The sequence below is a fragment of the Streptomyces sp. NPDC087422 genome, from assembly GCF_044744145.1.
Classification (GTDB): domain Bacteria; phylum Actinomycetota; class Actinomycetes; order Streptomycetales; family Streptomycetaceae; genus Actinacidiphila.
The window spans coordinates 714,034-730,852 of record NZ_JBIUXT010000002.1 but is presented as its reverse complement, the minus strand read 5'-3'; the positions used below and the strand labels follow the sequence as shown (position 1 = coordinate 730,852).

The following is a 16,819-nucleotide window of genomic DNA, read 5'->3' as shown; positions in this document are numbered from 1 at the left end:
GGTCGCGGGGGGCGCGGCGGCGCGGCGTCAGGGTCGCGTCAAGACCGCGGGCGGGCGCGTCAGGGCCACGTCAGCGGTCGGTACGGGGCCGCCGGACGCTCGTAGCGTCGGAGACATGGGATACGGCGAGGCGGTCGAGACGGCGCGGTCGGGGGCTTCCCCGGTGTCGGCCGGGCACGCGCCCGCGGCCGGGCACGGGTACGGGCCCGCGGCCGGGTACGGGCCCGGTTCGGCGTACGGACGCCCGCGCCCGCGCGGCGCCGCGCACGTATCAGCGCACGTATCCGCGTACGGGCGGCTGCCCGGTCAGGTGCGCGTCCATCGGCCCGCGACGGCGTACGACCACGGATGGCGCGCCGGATTCCGGGTCGCCCTCGGGGTGGCGGGCGGCCTGCTCGCCGCGCTGACCGCGGCGGACTGGGCGCTGGGCACCCTCGACCCCGTGCGGGCCGCGTTCTGGACCGCGCTGGCCGCCGCCGTCTTCGGGGCGCTGTGTCCGCCCCTGGTCACGGCGGGTGACGGCTGGCTCCGGGTGCGGGGCGTGCTGCGCGGCCACCGCGTCCGTACCGACCGCCTGGTCCGTATCCACCTCTTCCCCGGCCGCACCCCCCGGCTCGTCCTCATCGACGCCGAGGGCGGGCGCGCCGCCTTCGACCCGCGCGTGCTCGCGGCCAACCCCGGCCTGTGGCGCCTGCTGGAGGCGGGCGGGCGGCGGTCGTACGGCAGGGGGCTGCTGGTGGCGGGGCTGCCGGTGCTGGACGGACTGGCGGCCGAGGCCGCAGGGGGCGCGGGGCGGGAGCCGGGACCGGAACCGGGCGCGGAACCGGGTCTGGAATCGGGTCTGGAATCGGGTGCGGAATCGGGGCGGGTGCCGGGTCCGGGGTCGGGCGGCGGGCCGGGCCGGTCGGGTCGCGGCTGATCCGGGGTGCGGACCCGGGGCAGGCGGGGCAGGCTGGTGTCATGGACACTCCGCCGATCACCGTGCACCCGCCGGGCCCCGGCGGCGGGCGGCGGGTCACCATCCGCGGCACCGACGTGGGCCGCGCCCACCGCATAGCCGACCTCGTCGAATTCCTCCGCCGCGCCGGTCTGGACGACATAGAGGTCGAGGAGACCGACCTGATCCAGTGGGTCGGCGGCGACGCGGACACCTGGTCGTAGCCGATACGAGGCCGTCGGCCGTACGGCCCACGGCGCACGTGTCGGTGCGGGTAGGTTCGGACCCGGCGTAACGCCCAACGGGGGCGTCGGCGACATCCTGGAGGACCGGGCCGGTGTCAGAGCGAGTCGAGCGCAATCAGTTAATCATTGACCAATTCCGCGCCAACGGAGGCCAGTTGGGCGGCGGAGGTCTCCCTCTGCTGCTCCTCACCACCACCGGCGCCCGTACCGGCCGCCGCCTCACCTCCCCGATGGCCTACGCCACGGACGGCCCGGACCTCGTCGTCTTCGCCGCCAACGGGGGCCGTCCCACTCATCCCAACTGGTTCTACAACCTCCGCGCCTACCCCGCCGCCCACGTCGAGGTCGGCACCGAGTCCTTCGACGTCACCGCCACCATCACCGAGGGCGCGGAGCGCGACCGGCTCTGGGCGCAGCAGTTGCGCGCGGCGCCGTTCTTCGCGGACTTCCAGCAGCGTGCGGGGCGCACGATTCCGGTCATCACGTTGAGCCGCTGAGCCGCTGAGTCGCTAGGGCGCTGAGCCGCTGAGCCGCTGAGCCGTTGGCCCGCTGGATTTCGGGCCCGCGCCGCCGAGGCCCGACGTGCGTCCTTCGGGGTGTTCCGTGATCGCCGCCGCTACGTGTCAGTTCCGGCGGTGGCTCGTTGACCAGGGCGTGGCCCCGCGAATATGCGGCGGGCATGGTCGGTGTCAGCGGCGGGACTCGGTCCCGGACCAAGGAGGTGCGTGATGGGCGCAGAGGTGCGGGACATGGTCGGCGGCGTGGGCAAACTGGGCGCGCGGGCCGCCGTGCTGGGCGCGGTCGCGGGAGCGGCGCTGCTTCCGGCCGGTGTCGCGCACGCGAGCGTCCTCGGGGTGGGCGACGCGGTGTTCGGCAACGCCTGCGTCAACCAGGACCACGGCGTGCGGTCGGCGGGCGCGACGGTCGCGGGCAGCGGGGTGGGCGGCGGCAACCAGACCGGTCTGCCGCTCAGCCTGCCGCGCAACCACTGCGGCGGCAGCGGGATCGTCTGCACCGCCGTCTTCATGTCGTCCGTCTGACCCGGGCGGGAGCGGCGGAGCGGCGAGCGGCGGCCGGTCGGATGACGGCAACGGCGGGCACAACGGTGGTTACGGTGGCGGGCGTTGGTACGGGCGGGGGTACGTGCGCTGCGCCGGGTGTCGGTACGGGTGTGGCCGCGAGTGCCGCGCCCGGCGACCGGGCGGTGGCCGAACTGCTCGCCCTCAGCGGGCAGGCGCTGCCGTCGCTCCGCCGGTGGGCGGCCTCGGAACCGGACTGCGGCCTGGCCCGTGCGCTGCTCACCCTGGCGACCGGCGACGGCCTCGGCGACGCGGAGCTGAAGGCGGAGTTGGCCGTCGCGTACCGCGACGCGCAGGCGGCCGGCGAGCGCGAGGCGAGCGTGGTGTACGGCGTGTTCCTCTTCACGCACCGGCAGTACGCGCTCACCGCGGACCACCTGGTGGCGCACTTCGCCCGGTGGCCGGCCGACGAGGTCGCCGGGCTCATGCTCGGCGCCTTCGCCGCGGACGCGGACCCGGCCGGACGCGCGCGGGGCGAAGCCCTCGTCGAGGAACAGGCCGCCCTCGCGGGCCCCGCCAACTGGCCCTGGACGAGCTGGCTGGCCGCCGCCCGCGCCGAGCAGGGGCGGGTACGCGACGCCCACCGGCTCGCGGTACGCGCCCTGGAAATCTGCCCGCGCTCGGGCGTCGCCGCCCACGCCCTCGCCCACGCCGAGCACGAGTTGGGCACCGGGCGGGCGGGCACGGAATTCCTCGACGCGTGGCTCGCGGCGGACCCCCGCGCGGTGCAGTCGCGCCATCTCACCTGGCACGCCGCGCTCCAGTCCATCGCCTGCGGCGACTTCGCCGACGCCCGTCGCCGCGCGGACGCGGCCCTGTCCAGGTCCGACGTCGGCATGCGGGCCGCGACCAACTGGCGCCTGCTGCTGGCCGGACAGGAACCGGCCGGGCGCAACGACCCCGCGCACGTACGGGAGTTGCTGGCCGGACCGGGCGGCATGGCGGAGGTCTTCCACACCTTCAACCTCGCCCTCGCCCTGGCCGTGGAGGCCGCGACCGACGACCTGCACGCCCTGGCCCGCCGCGCCGCCGCCGACCCGCGCACGGAGTTCCGCGACGTACTGGCCCCGGTGGTACGGGCGTTGGCGGAGATCACCGCGGGCCGCTCCCGGGCGGCGGCCGACCTCCTCACCGACCTGGGCGAGGCGGCGGACCGGATCGGCGGGGTGCGCGTGGAGCGCGAGATCATCCACGACACCCTCGCCCGCGCCCTCGCGGACGCCGGAGAACCCGCCCGCGCCGCCGCCCTGCTCCACGACCGCGTCACGGCCCGCCGCCACCACGTATACGAAGACCTTCTCCTTACGCCGGGCGGCCCGGTCGTCTCCGCTGACCCGGCGGCCGACCGCCGACCGCCACCTACTCCGGCGTGACCGCCACACCGCCGACCGCGTACCCCCGCGCCGTCCGTGGCCGTCCCGTCCGCCCGGGCGGCCGACCGCCCCTCGCCCCGCGCGTCCCCGTGCGCCGCACGCCTGGCCGTGTCCCGGCGGCCTTACTCGTGCGTGCGCGCCACGCCCAGGGTGGCTCCGACCGGGCGGCCGCACCAGCCGCGCGGGTGCGGGCGCGGGCACCACGCGCTACGTACGTCGGTGTGACTCGCGTACTGGTGGCCCGTCGCGGGTGGCGACCCACCGTTTGGCCGCGCACCCGCGTGCACCACGCGCAACGTACTCCCGTGCGGCCCGCATACCGGTCGGCCACACGCGGGTGGTCACGTACCCGCGACCGGGCCCCGTGGCCGTGAGCGCCACGCGCCCACGTACCCCCGCCATGGCGCGCTCATCGCCGGGCATCAAGCCCGGCCCGCCCCGACTTCTTCGGAGAGTTACATGTCCGCTGCCCACTTGATCGTCGTGTCTTTGCCGGGCAGTGGGACGCCGGTGGTGGCCGGGATCACCGGCGCGCTCGGGTATGCCTCGCTCGGCACGATGAGCGGAGATCAGTCGGCCGGGCCGCGGCAGCCCGGTCCTGGCGAGGTGTATTCGCTGCTCACGGCCGCCTACGGTCCCGAGAGGGCCGCCCGCCTGCTGAACCCGAATCCGAGTCCGAACCCGAATGCGGAGCCCGCTTTTCACGAGGCGGTCAGCGCCCTGTGGCGGGTGTGGTGGACGCGCCTGGGCCAGCCGGTCACGCACGGCTCACCCGTGGACCCCGGCGCCGAAGCCCGGCTGGCCCGGCTGCCCGCCGCCGAACTGCTCGATCTGCTTCCGGGCAGGGGCTGTTGGTACGTCACCGGCCTGGACCTGCGCCGGGCCGACGCCGACCTTCTGCGCGTCTGGCACTCCGGCGGACGGCCGCCGATCGTCTTCCACCACCGGGACATCCGCGACCGGATCATCAGCCAGATCCGCGCCCTCACCCGGCCCGAGGGCCAGGTGGGCTCCCTGCCGGAACACCTCGTCTACCGCGACATCCTCACCGCCCTGCCGACGCTGGACGCCCGTATCACCCTCGCGCTGACCGACCCCGGCTTCCCCGGCATGCACGAGGCCCGCCGGAGCCAGTGGCTCATCCGCCACCCGGCGGTCTGCGTGATCACCGACGAGGAACTGGCGGGCCCCGCGCGCGAAGAGGCACTCGCCCGCCTCCTGCGCGCGACGGGCCACACGTCCCTCCCGGCCACCGCACTCCCCCCGCCGGCCGCCCCGGCGACGTACCGCCGGACACCGGCCGCGCGCTCTTCACCCCCGCCCACGACCGGCTCCTCCGCCTCCACCACGGCGACCTCCTGCCTCCCCTGGACGCGGCCACGTCCACGAGGTGAAGGCCGCCGTGCGCTCGGGCACCGTCCCCGGAATCCGCGCCGATTCCGCGCCGATTCCGCGCCGGAGGCGTCAGGTGCCGTTGACCAGGCGGATGTAGCGGACCCAGTCCCAGTTGGGTCCGGGGTCGGTGTGGTCGGTGCCGGGGACCTGGACGTGGCCGATGATGTGGTCGCGGTCCTTGGGGATGCCGTACTTGTCGCAGATCTCGGCGGTGAGGGCGGCCGAGGAGTGGTACATCGCGGTGGTGAAGTAGGCGGGCTGGTCGACCCAGCCCTCGTGCTCGATGCCGATGCTGCGGGTGTTGTAGTCCCAGTTGCCCGCGTGCCAGGCGACATCGCGCTCGCGGACGCACTGGGCGATGGCGCCGTCGCCCGAGCGGACGACGTAGTGGGCCGCCGCCGCGTGGGAGGGGTCCTGGAAGAGGCTGATGGTGTCGGTGAAGGACTCCTGGGTGACGTGGATCACCACGAGGTTGATCGGGTAGGTCGAAGTACGGTTGGACGCCGTGTAGTTGCCGGAACTGGCCGGGGTCCAGGAGGCCGACGGGTAGTCCACGGTGGCGGCCGACGCGCGGCCGATCCCGGACGTCAGGTCCGCCGTGACGCCGACGGTGACGGCGGCCCCGAAGGCGAGGGTGCCGCGCAGCAGCGAGCGCCGGGTGGGCGTCTCCGCCGCGAGCGGGGGCCCGGCGGGGGCGCCGGGTATGCGCCCGGGTGAGCCGGTGGGTTCGGTGCCGGAGACAACCCCGGACGGGACCGGGACCCCGGACACGACCCCGGACGTACCCGTGGACGTCACGCCGGGCGTGCCCCCGGACGTACCCGAGGACGTAACCCCGAGCGTGCCCGAGGCGTCGACTTCGCGCCCAACCTGGCCGGATTCACCGGCCGGGCTCAACCGGCTTGACGGCGCAGGTACTTGGGGGTCGCTGGGGCGTGCCATGAAAAGCTCCCTTGGGCGTCATGGAGAGGACGAGTGCATGACAGAAGTGCGGGGCCTGCTCATGGTGGGGTCCGGGTGCGTGACCTGCCAAGCGATTCGCGAATTGGCAGAGGTCCACACCGGTGGCGGGACCGCGGCGGCCCCGTCGCCGCCCGTTGCTTGGCTGCCGGACCCCGGCCGTCGGTCGACGCCGTACACAGCCATACACGCGGAATCGGCGCTGCGCCCTGACCGTACGTAATCGAACCGTCCCCCTGTGCATAACAACTGACACACACTCACATCACTACCCGGCCACATCCGGTGCCGGGTTTACCCGTATCACGCACTCCGTGACCGTTTGGTTCCCGACGTCAACTCTTTGATTCGGCTTGGAAAACGACCCCGGCTCTATTAACGTTCGATAACGCAGCGCGGTTGTCACCACCGCCACAGAGGCGGCACCGCGCGCTTGCCGAATCCCGTCCGCGGGAACCGGGGACCCGCCCTCCTGCTCGCCACACCCTGGCGTACGGGAGGGGTCCAATGGGGTGAATCGGGCAGCATCCAGGCCCGTAGGAGACCTTCCTGCTCCGAACCCGTCAGCTAACCCGGTAGGCGACAAGGAAGGAAAGGAGTGCGCCCGCGTGGCGTCCAACCAGCCTGCCTACGCTCCCGCCCCGGCGGCCCCAGCGGCCGATCCCCCCGGCGAGTGGGACGACTGGAATTCTCCAGGGGATTCCGCCGCCTCTGCCGAAGCCACTGCTTCTGCTTCTGTTGCCTCTGTCTCTGCCACTGCCGAAGCCGCCGCGTACGTCGCGGCCCAGGGCGACGCCGGTGCCGTGGGCGCGCAGGGCGGATACGGCGCGTACGGCGTTCAGGGCGCGAACCGTCACCGGCTTCCGCGCCAGCGCTCCGTCGGCTCCGTGGCCCGTGGCTCGACCGTCCTCGGCGTCGCCGCGATGGCCGCCGTAGGGGCCGGGGGCGTGGCCGTCGCGGCCGACGCCGTACCCGCGCCCATAGCGGTCCCGGACCTGCCGGAAATTCCCGACTCCCTTGACCTGCCCCCGAGTTCGACTGGGGTCTCGCCCGCCGGTTCCCCCGGCGTCTCGGCGCTGCCCACGACCGGTGACTTCTTCGGCGCGGCGGTACGGGACGTGTCGGCCCCCGACACCTCCGTGAGCACGGCCGCCGATACGGCCACGGCCACGGACTTGGCTCCGGACCCCGACTTGGCTCCGCCCACGGACTTGGTTCCGGCCACGGACTTGGCGCCGGTTTCGACCACGGCTCCGACCGCCGTGGTGGCCGCCTCCTCCGTCGACGTCGCGCCGTCCGCCGCCCCCGTGCCCACCGACCCCGGTGAGGCCCTGCGCGCCCGCATCATCGACGAGGCCACGCGGCAGCGGGACGCCGCCGCGCGGGCCGAGCGCGAGGCGGCCGAGAAGGCGGCGGCCCAGCAGGCCGCCCGCGAGGCCGCCGCGCAGAAGGTACGCGAGCAGGCCGCCGCCGCGAAGGCCGCGGCGGAAGCACAGGCCAAGGCCGATGCCGAGGCCGCCGCCAAGGCCGAGTCCGAGCGCCTGGCCCACCTCGCGGTCTCGTACCTCAAGCCGCTCGCCTCGTACACGCTCACCGACAGCTTCGGCGAGGCCAGTTCCCTGTGGGCCAACACCCACTCCGGCCAGGACTTCGCCGCTCCCACCGGCACCCCGGTGCACGCCATCCACACCGGTACGGTCACCTCGGCCGGGTGGGCGGGCTCGTACGGCTACCGCGTGATCCTCACCCTCGATGACGGCACCGAGCTGTGGTACTGCCACCTCTCCACCATGGTCGTCACCTCCGGCGAGGTCATCACCGGCGACACCATCGGGCGCGTCGGCGCCACCGGCAACGTCACCAGCCCCCACCTCCACCTGGAAGTCCGCCCCGCCGCCGGGGCCGCCCCCATCGACCCGGCCGTCTGGCTCCGCGCCCACGACATCGCCGTCTGAACCATCCGGGACGGTCCCGCTCCACCCGGGACCGCTCCTCCGGTTAACCCCGACGGCCCTGGCGCTCCCCCCCCGACGCCAGGGCCGTTGGCATGCGGCTCGTTCGGTCAGCCCTTCCGGTCCAGCGTCGCCGACAGCACGGCGATACCCGTCCCGCCCTCGTCGAACTGGCGCAGGACATCCGCCAGCGTGGCGGCGGCATCGGTGTGCTCGATGACGAGCAACGGCTGCGCGCCGTCGTCCTGGACCGCCGGCACGAAGTCGGTGACGATCTCGCCCCGCAGCAGGACCAGACGGTCGGCGTCGAGCGGATCGCGGGCCAGCCCGGCGAGGTGCGTCCGCAACTCGTCCGTCTCGCCCAGATCGGCGTCCAGCACCGCGCGGTGCGACAGCACCGTCACGGCCAACCGCTCGCCGATCCGCTCATAACGCGCCGAGAGGTCGTCCGGCAGCAGATAAAAGACGCCCTCCTCGCCCTCGTGCCCCCGGTTCAGCAGCAGACGGATCATCCGCTCCGCCGGGTCGGGCGAGTCCAGATCGAGGTCCAGAATCACTTCCACGCCGTCCGGATCCACCGACGGGATCGCGCCGATCCATATCCGCGCCGACCCGGAACCGGCGGCCCCGCCGCCGGTCGTGACATCGTCGTCGTCCATGCGCGGCATTCAAACACGCGGCTCTCAGCCGCGCGGGCCCGTCACGGCCGGGGACGTGGTCTCAGGGGTGGCGGCCACGTCGCCGTTCAAGCGCGGGGCCTCAACGGCGTCGGCCCGTCGCGGCCGGGGCGTGGTCTCAGGGGTGGCGGCGATGTCGGCGTCGGCCCGCGACCGCCCTGGGCGCGTCGCCCGCGTCGGCGTCCGCGTTCAAGCGCGCCGCCTCAGCCGCGTCGGCCCGTCACGGCCCAGGACGCGGCGGCCACGCCACCCGCGACGGTGAAGACGGCGGGCCAGGCGCCGAGCTTGCGGGCGAGAGGGTGCGAACCCGCGAAAGCCGCCACGTAGACGGTGGTCAGCGTCGTGGCGACCGCCGGACCCGAGCGCGCGTGCCACTCGCGGGCCGCGAGCGTGCCCGCCGCCGCGAGGGCCACGCCCCCAAGGGCCCGCTTCCGCGTCCACCGGGCCACCCCGTAGCCGCCGATCAGCCCGCCCGCCGCCACCACACTCGCCGGAACCCCAGCCATCCCGTCCTCCTCCTCACGCACCAACCCCGAAGCCTTGCCTCCGAGGCTAACCGCCCCGGCCCACGCGACGGGCATGGGGCCACTCGGGCCGCTTCGCCCGCCGCCGGTCACACTCCGCGCACTCCTCTCAGGCTTTTGCTGCCCGTCCGGAGGCAACCACCGGCCGTGGCAGCAATTTCCGCGTCAACCGCGACGCCAGCAACTTCACTGGTGCGTATACCCTGCGACGGCGCCGAATCCGCGACCCAGCGCTCTCGCCACTGCGCGATCAGAGGCACCAAGACCACCTCGGCCTCTTCGACGGCGCCCAGCTTCATGGCGGACATGCTTCACGCTCTCGACGTGAACGAAGGATCCTGCACTCATCCACGCCGTTCATTCCGTTCAGGGAACAGTACGGAAAAAGCCTGCACCCGTGCTGCCGTACTTCCCCGAGCATCTGAACGCGTACCGAACTCTACGGTTGCGCGCTGGACGACTGGACCTTCTCCTTCTTTGCTCAACTGCACATGCCCCCGGACTCATACGCACCCATGCGCAAACGGAAGCTGGCCTCTACGTATACCCTGAATGACTCGGCCAACGGCGCCACAATCCGAATCCAGGTCGTCCCGCGCGGCCGTCGGCGCCAACCGAGGCCGCCGACAAACAGTGGCGCCAACTCAACAGCCCCCGCCGCGAGTGGTTCACCATCGGAGCCACCCCGACCGCTTGCGTAGCGTCAGAGAAATGTGAGTGACGTATGATCATGTCGGATGAACAAGTTGCCGCTGTCTCTGAGGAGGCCGCAGAGTTCAGCGGTAGGTGGAGCGGTTCTTTCTGCTTGGAACCTCTGATATCCACAGCCCACGAAAACGGCGTTGTCTGTGACGTATGGCTTTACCAGACCCTCGACGACCGGGATTTTTTTGGTGTCCGTAGAGGTTTCCACCGGTCTTTGAGCACGAGATGCCAGTGATCTTGCACGGCATCCGCCCTGATCGCGACGAACAGGGAGCGGACGCCGTTGGGCAGGTGTGGAACGACTCGGCCCAAGCTCGTCCTGGCGATCCGAAGTTTTCAGGTTGCGCTGAGCCCGTCTACACGGTGGTGGTCATGGTGTGACACATACTGCTCAGGAGGCAGTCGCGCGCGCTCCGCGTCACTGGGCGTGGCTTGCCCCCGGCCTTCGGATGCCATGGGGCCAGCCCCGGCGAAACCGTCAACTCCACCTGCAACTGCCAGCCATCACACGGTGAAACCCCTGGCCTGACGTGATGTGTAGGACATGCGCGCTAGGATCTTTCTGGGCGTGCCGGCTGGGCAGAGAGAGGCGCAGACATGCAACGATGGACTTTTGCTGACCTATTCAGTGGTGCCGGAGGTATGAGCTACGGATTTCATGCCCATGGCGACTACGAAATGGTGGGCGCCGTGGACGCGCAGGTCGGGAAGCCGAGCAGCGGCCGCGGGACGCTCGAGTGCAACTCCACTTATGCGGCAAACATGGGTATTGAGCCCTTCGGCCGAGACATCGCCACACTTTCCGGCATCGAATTGCGTGGACTGCTGGACGAACGTCTCAAAGGTCGTCGCCTCGACGTGCTGAGCGCATGTCCGCCCTGCACCGGCCTTTCGAGAGCCAATCCGAAGAACCACATGGAAGACGATGCCCGGAATTCGCTGATCGCAAAGACAGCCGAATTCGTGGCCGCGCTGACTCCTTCGGTTCTGGTGATGGAGAACGCCAGAGAAATGGTGCAGGGCAACTTTCGACATCACTTCAACGCCCTTCACGCTGATCTCAGCGAGATGGGGTACAAGGTACATCATGGCGTTCACATGCTCTCCAGGTTCGGCCTCCCGCAGCAACGTGAACGCGCTTTGGTTATTGCAGTACGCCAAGACCACGAGTTGCACACTCTCGAAGAGCTATGGGATGGGGATTCTGTCCGGCCGGAGGCTTTGACGGTTCGTCGTGCTATTTCTCATCTCCCCAGAGTTGCGGCAGGAGAGGGTCATCCCGATGACCCAATGCACGTTTCTCCATCCATTGGGAGCGAAGTGACGAGGCGTCGTCTGGAGGCAATGCCCCACGATGGCGGTTCGTGGGTGGACATGCTCAAGCACCCCGATGCAGACGTAGTTCTTACACCTGCGATGAAGAAAACGATCGCTGCTGGTAAATTCGGCTCTTACCCTGACATCTATGGACGCCTGTGGTGGGACCGCCCTTCGCCAACCATCAAGCGTGAGTGCTCACATTTCGGAAACGGCCGCTATTCTCATCCGGAGCAGGATCGGCTGTGCACTGTGCGCGAGCTGGCACTGCTCTCAGGATTTCCGGCGAACTATCAATTCAAGGCGCGAGCGGTTTCCAATATGTACCGACACATCGGTGACGCCGTACCCCCGATGGTCTCCTATCAACTGGCGAAAGTTGCGGAGTGGGTTCTCACGGGCGAACGTCCTGAAATCGACTCACTGATCCTGCCAGGGACTACGCTCCGGCCCGGAGACATCGTTTCCTCCGGCAGGCTCACCCAGTTGGATCTCGCCGTGGCCTGAGCAGTGGGCGTGCGGGTTCCGGCGCCCACCTCATTTGTGTCGCGTAGGTGTGACTATTGAGATGAATCCGGGATGGTGGGTACCGTCCAAATTGCATGTTGTACGCATCGATCGAGCCTGATTCGCGTCAGAGTTACCTTCTCGACGCTGCCGTCGAGCACAACTCGAAACGCTATACCCGAATGGTCCTGAACCAACGCTGAGCTCCCGCCGCCTTTTGTTCTTTCAGAGAAATTTTCTGCTTTAAGGGTGGCAGCCAGGGACAAGAAATCTTTAGGGATTTCTACCAGGTGATAGCGGACTTTATCCTCGTTCGGTACACTGAAGGCTCTCAGGGTTATCACTCGGTCGTATTCGCTCAAATGCCTCATGAAGCGTGAGACGAACTCACTTGCAAAATCCTCGGGAGTGCGGCAATCTCGGATCCAACGAGCCTCGGAAAATTTTGAGATAACGATGTTTTCCGGGTTCATTTTTGCTGCCGCTTCCGTTTTCAATGACCACTTCGTGTCATCGACAACGACGTCCGCCCCCTGGTGAACTTGTGAACGAGTCTTGTGGGCTTTTTTCCCGGAGTACCTTGCTGCAGCTACAAATGCGTACTCAAATGGCGCCTTCTTGAATTTTTCCTCCGACGTTGCGTGGTGCAGTTTGAGGCGATTCGACATTGAGCTGCTGAATTCATCGGAAACAAAATCCGACATATGGTTCACCCAGGCGCCGTGAGGCTTCAACAGGGCATCGGACATTTCGCACATGAGCTGAATCTGTGCTTCGTCCAGGTTTTGGGCATGTTCCATCAGACGCTCAACCGTCATTCGGCACCTCGTCCTTCCTCGGCATGGTGACTCTTGTGTGGCTACCCTAATTCGATCAGGCGATCATATCGTTACCCGGCCGGGTAGTCAGGCGATGAACCTTTCGAACATCGTCGTCAAGGTGTCGATCGAGGTTCGACGTGCGGCACCATCGTCAGGTCCGTCGGGAAGACGGTCCCAGGGAACGGCCGGTGCGGCGTCCGCCTGGTCGATCCACTCGATCAGCGCGTCCTGGAGCGGGAGGTCGTCGGGGGCAAGCGCCTCGTACATCAAGGTGCTTCCGGCTATATTCACAGCAGACGTAAGCGCTAGGCCCAGCTCATCGGTCCGTGAGACGCTCGACTCGATCAGCCGGTGCACGATCCGGGCGATCGCAAGTGCGGTCGGTTTGTGTCCGACGACATCCAGACCAAGCAGCAACTCGAGCAATTTCTCGTCCGCGCAAGCGACCTCCGCCAGTCGATAGTCCGGCCCGTCACGGAACATCTCCGCAGCCCACCACAGACGGGAGAACGCCTGGCGGTGGTCGGGGCCGATGAACCGGGTGGAGTCGACTTTTCCCGAGGAGCCGCCCGCGGTGTTACCTGCGTCGAGATGCCGCCACACCACGTAGTCCGGAGCTACAGCCAAGGCGAGGAAGTTCCAGATCTCCGGGCGTGCGGCTTCGGCCCGCGTCATGCGCAATGTCGCGTGGAGTCGGGGCGCCAGCCACGCGTCTGCTGCCGTTTGTGACGCGTTGAATCTCCGCACCGCCTCATCCACAATCTCGCGTATGGGGGCGGCTTCCCACCGGGCGGATCGGTCCTCCAACGGCAGGCTCGCACGCTGGATCGCCATCGTCGGAGGGCGTTGCCGCCCGGCCCTGATGCCGTCTGTCAGATAATTGGCCGCAGCGTCGGCAGAGAGCAGACCGAGCCTGTCGACTGTATCGATATGAGGATTGCTCAACGGGCCCGACCTTCCTGGGCACGGGCGACAGCGCGAATGGCGTTCGTGAGGTTCCTGGAATTCGCGGCACGCTGCGCGGCAGCGAACTGGATTCGTGGCTGGAGCTCTGCCCAGCCCCGGCCCTCGGTCCTACGGCTGTGTACTTCGAACAGCGCGTCCTCGAGTGGTCGCCCCGAGAGGATGTCGGGCAGCATTGTCCGAAGTACAGGTTCCTTCCAACCGCCGGGGAGCCGGGGGGTGCCGTCCTCGTCGAATTCCAGCTCCGCGAGTGCACAGTGAAACATCACCGTCCACGCCTCTCCTGCGATCTGCGATGCCACAACGCCGGCAAGGGCCTTCTCCAAAGGTCCGCGAGGTGCCCCCAGAAGGTCAGCGACGCCCTCGAAGGAGGTGTTGAGCAGGACTCGGGGCATATAGGGGTCCGTATCGATGAGCCAGGGCGCGTCTTTGAACGGTCGCAACCGTTCCTGGCCTTCGGCGCGGAAGTCCACCTTGACGACATCGATCTCGGGTTGACGGATCGGGGCCGGCTCAAGGAGGTCGACGAACCACGGCATCTCGCCCACGCCGATGATCCGGCCGTCGACTCCTCCGTAACCACCCACGACGTTCACTTCAAGAGTGGCCCGTCGTAGGTGCATGAAGCGAAGGACTCGCACTTCGCCGCGCCAGGGACCCTCGCCGGTGCCTCGTTCGAGTCGGCTGACGACACGGGTGTGCGTCGCCCTCTCCGTCAGGATGGCGACGCATCCGACCGAGGTCCATGGACTCTCAGTGAGCTCGTCCTGAGGAAGAGTGACCTCGAGTTCGATGACGCCCTCGCGCCAGTTGTCCCGTCCGGCCTGATGGAAAGAGAGGACTTGCTCGTGCTGTGAGATCAGGGAGAGGGGGAGCGGCTTACGATCGACAGTCGCTCTCAGCACTCTGACCTCGACATGCCCGAGGAGGGTTGGATATGGGGGATCGGTGCTCACGCCGAAACCTCCCAAGCCTGACGAACCTCAACGGACACACGGCCCAGAACCTTTGCGGCCGAACCGTTGGTGACCGCCGTCCTTCCCCGGAACGTCGCGGACCTGCTATCGGGAGCTACAAGGATCATGTCGTCAACGACGGTGCAATTCTCTCCTGCGAGGAGCTCCGCCCATGCGAGTGCCGGGCGTCCTCCGGACCGAACATCGAGTTTGGCGACAGGCACGACCGACCACGCGTTCTCCCGTTGCGGGACGCCGAGGGTTATCTCAAGGTCCCAAGCACCTGAAGGTTCGACCCGTGCATGTGTCCGCTCAATGACCGGATACCTCGAGGTCTCTTGGATACGGGACGCGGGAGGGTCGAGTCGGAGGAGATTCCGAAGCAATTCCTGGCCCGTCACGTCCTGGTGAGCGGCGCGGCGGCTCATGATTCCACGCAGCACCTCGTCCACACCCGCTGTGAAGTCCGCAAGCCTTTGAGGGCCGCCGAAGTATGCGGCGGCGAGTTGTTCGGTCGGACCCCATCGGTTGTGTGCGGGGGGCTCGGCGGTACGGAGGAACACTTCCGCGGCGTGTGCCGCCTCGTCCACCTGTCCCGTGGCGAAGCCTGCGAGCAGTACGGCATGGAAGGGCGCCGACCCCACACGGAAGTCGCGGGGCTGTCGAGTCATGACGGTCGTTCGAGTACCACGCATATGGACGATGCGGCTGTGGCCCTCATCCGAGGCGGCAGCCGGGGCGACCAGGAGGAGAGCGTTGTGTGAAAGGCACCCGGCTCTTCCGACGGCGGTTGCGGATGAAGGGGGGGGAACGTGGAGCGTCACCTCTGCGGCGACGACCTGATCACCGGTTGTCGGCACAGCCACGGTCTCGCCGTCGAGGTGTGCCCGCAGTGCAGCTACGAGGGCGGGGTGTCGATCGGACGGATTGACCCGCTCCTCGTAGAGCTCGCCGTTCAGCGGGGAGCACACGGACGCTTCGAGGAGTGCCTGAGTCGAGCCGCTACCGGTCATCGCCGCCCAGTGATCGTCGGCCAGCGCCGAGACGAGACTCTCGTGCATCTCCCTCAAGCCGGCGCTGCCGTCCGAGGGGTCGTACGCTCCCACGATCAGCAAGGACGTGCCCGGCTCGTCGCCCTTTCGATCCAGGTGCAAGTCCGCCACGGTCTTCTCGTCGGCCCACCACGAGCGGGAGGTCCCCTCGTGTTCCTTCTCGGTGTCCCGTTCCCCGAGCCAAGCCGGCCCGGCGTAGGCGATGCCGTCGACAGTGCGCCAGGGCAGATCGAGTCGACCGACGGCCCGGCGCGCGGTGCGACCCTCATGACTCACGGAAAGCGTGCTGTTGATCAGCACGAGGCCGAATCGGCTTGCGGCCCAGAGTGTGGCCTTCCCCAGCCCGTAGGAGCCTCCGGCATGGTCGGTGGTCTTATAACTGGCGAGTCGGCGGCGTACGAAGGCGGAATACCTCCCGTCCTCGTACTCCGGCCCGGTGAGGCCCGAGGTGTTGTAATCGTCCACGCGCAGCAACACCAGGGGAGACCCGTCCCGAAGCTCTCGCAGAGCTCTCGCCGGATCGTGTCCCGACCAGCGCCGGGACCGCGCCGCTTCCTCGTAATGCGGTTCGAGCTGATCCCACTTGAGCGCTGCGAAGAAGGATCTGAGCCGCTCGCCCGTCAACTCTTGCAGTGTGAAACGCATGCGGACGGGCCGCCCGTTGTCCAGTCCCTCGTCCAAGCTGTTCTGCACGGCTTGACGGGCAAGTATCGCCAGTCCCGCATCGGAAGCGAAGGCCGCGGAGTCGCCGTACTCCCGGACCCCGTCGCTTCGGGCGACGGAGTGGTGCCACTGGATCGGGAAAGCGCTGACAGCATCGGTATCCCTGTGATGGAGTATCGCCACGTCGACACCGAGTTCATCGGCGATCTTGGGGAAAAGCTCCACTCGGGGCTTGGCGCGGCCGGTGACCCAGGCTGATACGGCAGCCCGAGTCACCCCGATGCGCTTGGCGAAGTCGGTCTGGCTGGTTCCCAGGCGTCGTAGCTGTCTGGCCAGCCAAGGCCCAAATTCCTCGCCGTTCTCCATGCGTTTGCTCCCGTCCTGATCACGTGTTGACCGCGAGCACGCGGGCGTCCCAGCATAATCGTGTTTGACAACCTGGTGCGTGTCAATTGACGGTAGACATCGATGTTCTTCGTTGGCGCCAGCGGTCAAGGTAGTAATTCTCTACAGAATCGGACAGATGGGTACCGTGTGCCCCCGGTCTCGCTCGCGTTGAACTGCCCCTTGTGGTCGGGCAGTTGACCTGCGAGACTAAGCGCGCACTGATGGCGAGTCAGCTCCACGAGGCTTGTTTTCCCTGTTCAGGGGCTATTTGCGCTGCGCGCATCAGCCGACGGGCGGGTCATGACC

At 68.7% G+C, this 16,819-nt stretch carries 15 protein-coding genes and 1 riboswitch; of the genes, 7 read left to right on the top strand and 8 right to left on the bottom strand.

Going from position 1 to position 16,819, the window contains the following annotated elements:
- Positions 1–115: 115 nt before the first annotated feature.
- From ACIO6U_RS08995 to ACIO6U_RS08975, 5 genes are all read left to right on the top strand, one after another.
- A complete protein-coding gene (locus ACIO6U_RS08995) occupies positions 116–919 on the top strand; it encodes a hypothetical protein (RefSeq protein ID WP_401716858.1) in 804 nt (267 codons plus the stop codon).
- A gap of 41 nt (positions 920–960) precedes the next feature.
- Entirely contained in the window at positions 961–1,161 is a 201-nt protein-coding gene (locus ACIO6U_RS08990) for a hypothetical protein (RefSeq protein WP_355336247.1), read from the top strand.
- Positions 1,162–1,274: 113 nt separating this feature from the next.
- Complete coding sequence (locus tag ACIO6U_RS08985; protein ID WP_401716855.1) at positions 1,275–1,679, top strand: nitroreductase/quinone reductase family protein; 405 nt, start codon at positions 1,275–1,277, stop codon at positions 1,677–1,679.
- A gap of 231 nt (positions 1,680–1,910) precedes the next feature.
- On the top strand, positions 1,911–2,222 hold the full coding sequence (locus ACIO6U_RS08980; protein ID WP_355336251.1) for a hypothetical protein: 312 nt from the start codon (positions 1,911–1,913) through the stop codon (positions 2,220–2,222).
- 131 nt (positions 2,223–2,353) lie between these two features.
- On the top strand, positions 2,354–3,634 hold the full coding sequence (locus ACIO6U_RS08975; protein WP_401716852.1) for a hypothetical protein: 1,281 nt from the start codon (positions 2,354–2,356) through the stop codon (positions 3,632–3,634).
- Between the two features lie 768 nt (positions 3,635–4,402).
- Here ACIO6U_RS08975 and ACIO6U_RS08970 read toward each other — a convergent pair.
- A complete protein-coding gene (locus ACIO6U_RS08970) occupies positions 4,403–4,870 on the bottom strand; it encodes a hypothetical protein (protein WP_401716849.1) in 468 nt (155 codons plus the stop codon).
- Positions 4,871–5,098: 228 nt separating this feature from the next.
- Entirely contained in the window at positions 5,099–5,734 is a 636-nt protein-coding gene (locus tag ACIO6U_RS08965; protein ID WP_401717179.1) for an N-acetylmuramoyl-L-alanine amidase, read from the bottom strand.
- Positions 5,735–6,413: 679 nt separating this feature from the next.
- A riboswitch (cyclic di-AMP (ydaO/yuaA leader) is annotated at positions 6,414–6,586 on the top strand.
- A gap of 206 nt (positions 6,587–6,792) precedes the next feature.
- Between ACIO6U_RS08965 and ACIO6U_RS08960 the strand changes: the two genes are divergently transcribed.
- Positions 6,793–7,944, top strand: coding sequence for a peptidoglycan DD-metalloendopeptidase family protein (locus tag ACIO6U_RS08960; protein WP_401716847.1), 1,152 nt, complete (start codon positions 6,793–6,795; stop codon positions 7,942–7,944).
- Between the two features lie 107 nt (positions 7,945–8,051).
- Here the strand turns inward: ACIO6U_RS08960 and ACIO6U_RS08955 are convergent, their stop codons facing one another.
- Both ACIO6U_RS08955 and ACIO6U_RS08950 read right to left on the bottom strand, forming a co-directional pair.
- Entirely contained in the window at positions 8,052–8,600 is a 549-nt protein-coding gene (locus tag ACIO6U_RS08955; RefSeq protein ID WP_401716844.1) for a hypothetical protein, read from the bottom strand.
- A 221-nt stretch (positions 8,601–8,821) separates the two neighbouring features.
- On the bottom strand, positions 8,822–9,124 hold the full coding sequence (locus ACIO6U_RS08950) for a hypothetical protein (RefSeq protein ID WP_355336261.1): 303 nt from the start codon (positions 9,122–9,124) through the stop codon (positions 8,822–8,824).
- A gap of 1,320 nt (positions 9,125–10,444) precedes the next feature.
- Between ACIO6U_RS08950 and ACIO6U_RS08945 the strand changes: the two genes are divergently transcribed.
- Positions 10,445–11,671: a DNA cytosine methyltransferase gene (locus tag ACIO6U_RS08945; protein ID WP_401716841.1), complete on the top strand. Its 1,227-nt coding sequence runs from the start codon at positions 10,445–10,447 to the stop codon at positions 11,669–11,671.
- Between the two features lie 53 nt (positions 11,672–11,724).
- Here the strand turns inward: ACIO6U_RS08945 and ACIO6U_RS08940 are convergent, their stop codons facing one another.
- The 4 genes from ACIO6U_RS08940 to ACIO6U_RS08925 form a co-directional block, all read right to left on the bottom strand.
- On the bottom strand, positions 11,725–12,489 hold the full coding sequence (locus ACIO6U_RS08940; protein WP_401716838.1) for a hypothetical protein: 765 nt from the start codon (positions 12,487–12,489) through the stop codon (positions 11,725–11,727).
- An 87-nt stretch (positions 12,490–12,576) separates the two neighbouring features.
- Positions 12,577–13,437, bottom strand: coding sequence for a DUF6339 family protein (locus ACIO6U_RS08935; protein ID WP_401716835.1), 861 nt, complete (start codon positions 13,435–13,437; stop codon positions 12,577–12,579).
- Positions 13,434–14,411: a hypothetical protein gene (locus tag ACIO6U_RS08930; RefSeq protein WP_401716832.1), complete on the bottom strand. Its 978-nt coding sequence runs from the start codon at positions 14,409–14,411 to the stop codon at positions 13,434–13,436. Before ACIO6U_RS08930 ends, ACIO6U_RS08935 begins: the two co-directional genes overlap by 4 nt.
- Positions 14,408–16,492: a helix-turn-helix transcriptional regulator gene (locus ACIO6U_RS08925; RefSeq protein WP_401716830.1), complete on the bottom strand. Its 2,085-nt coding sequence runs from the start codon at positions 16,490–16,492 to the stop codon at positions 14,408–14,410. The genes ACIO6U_RS08930 and ACIO6U_RS08925 overlap by 4 nt, the downstream gene beginning before the upstream one ends.
- Positions 16,493–16,819 lie beyond the last annotated feature (327 nt).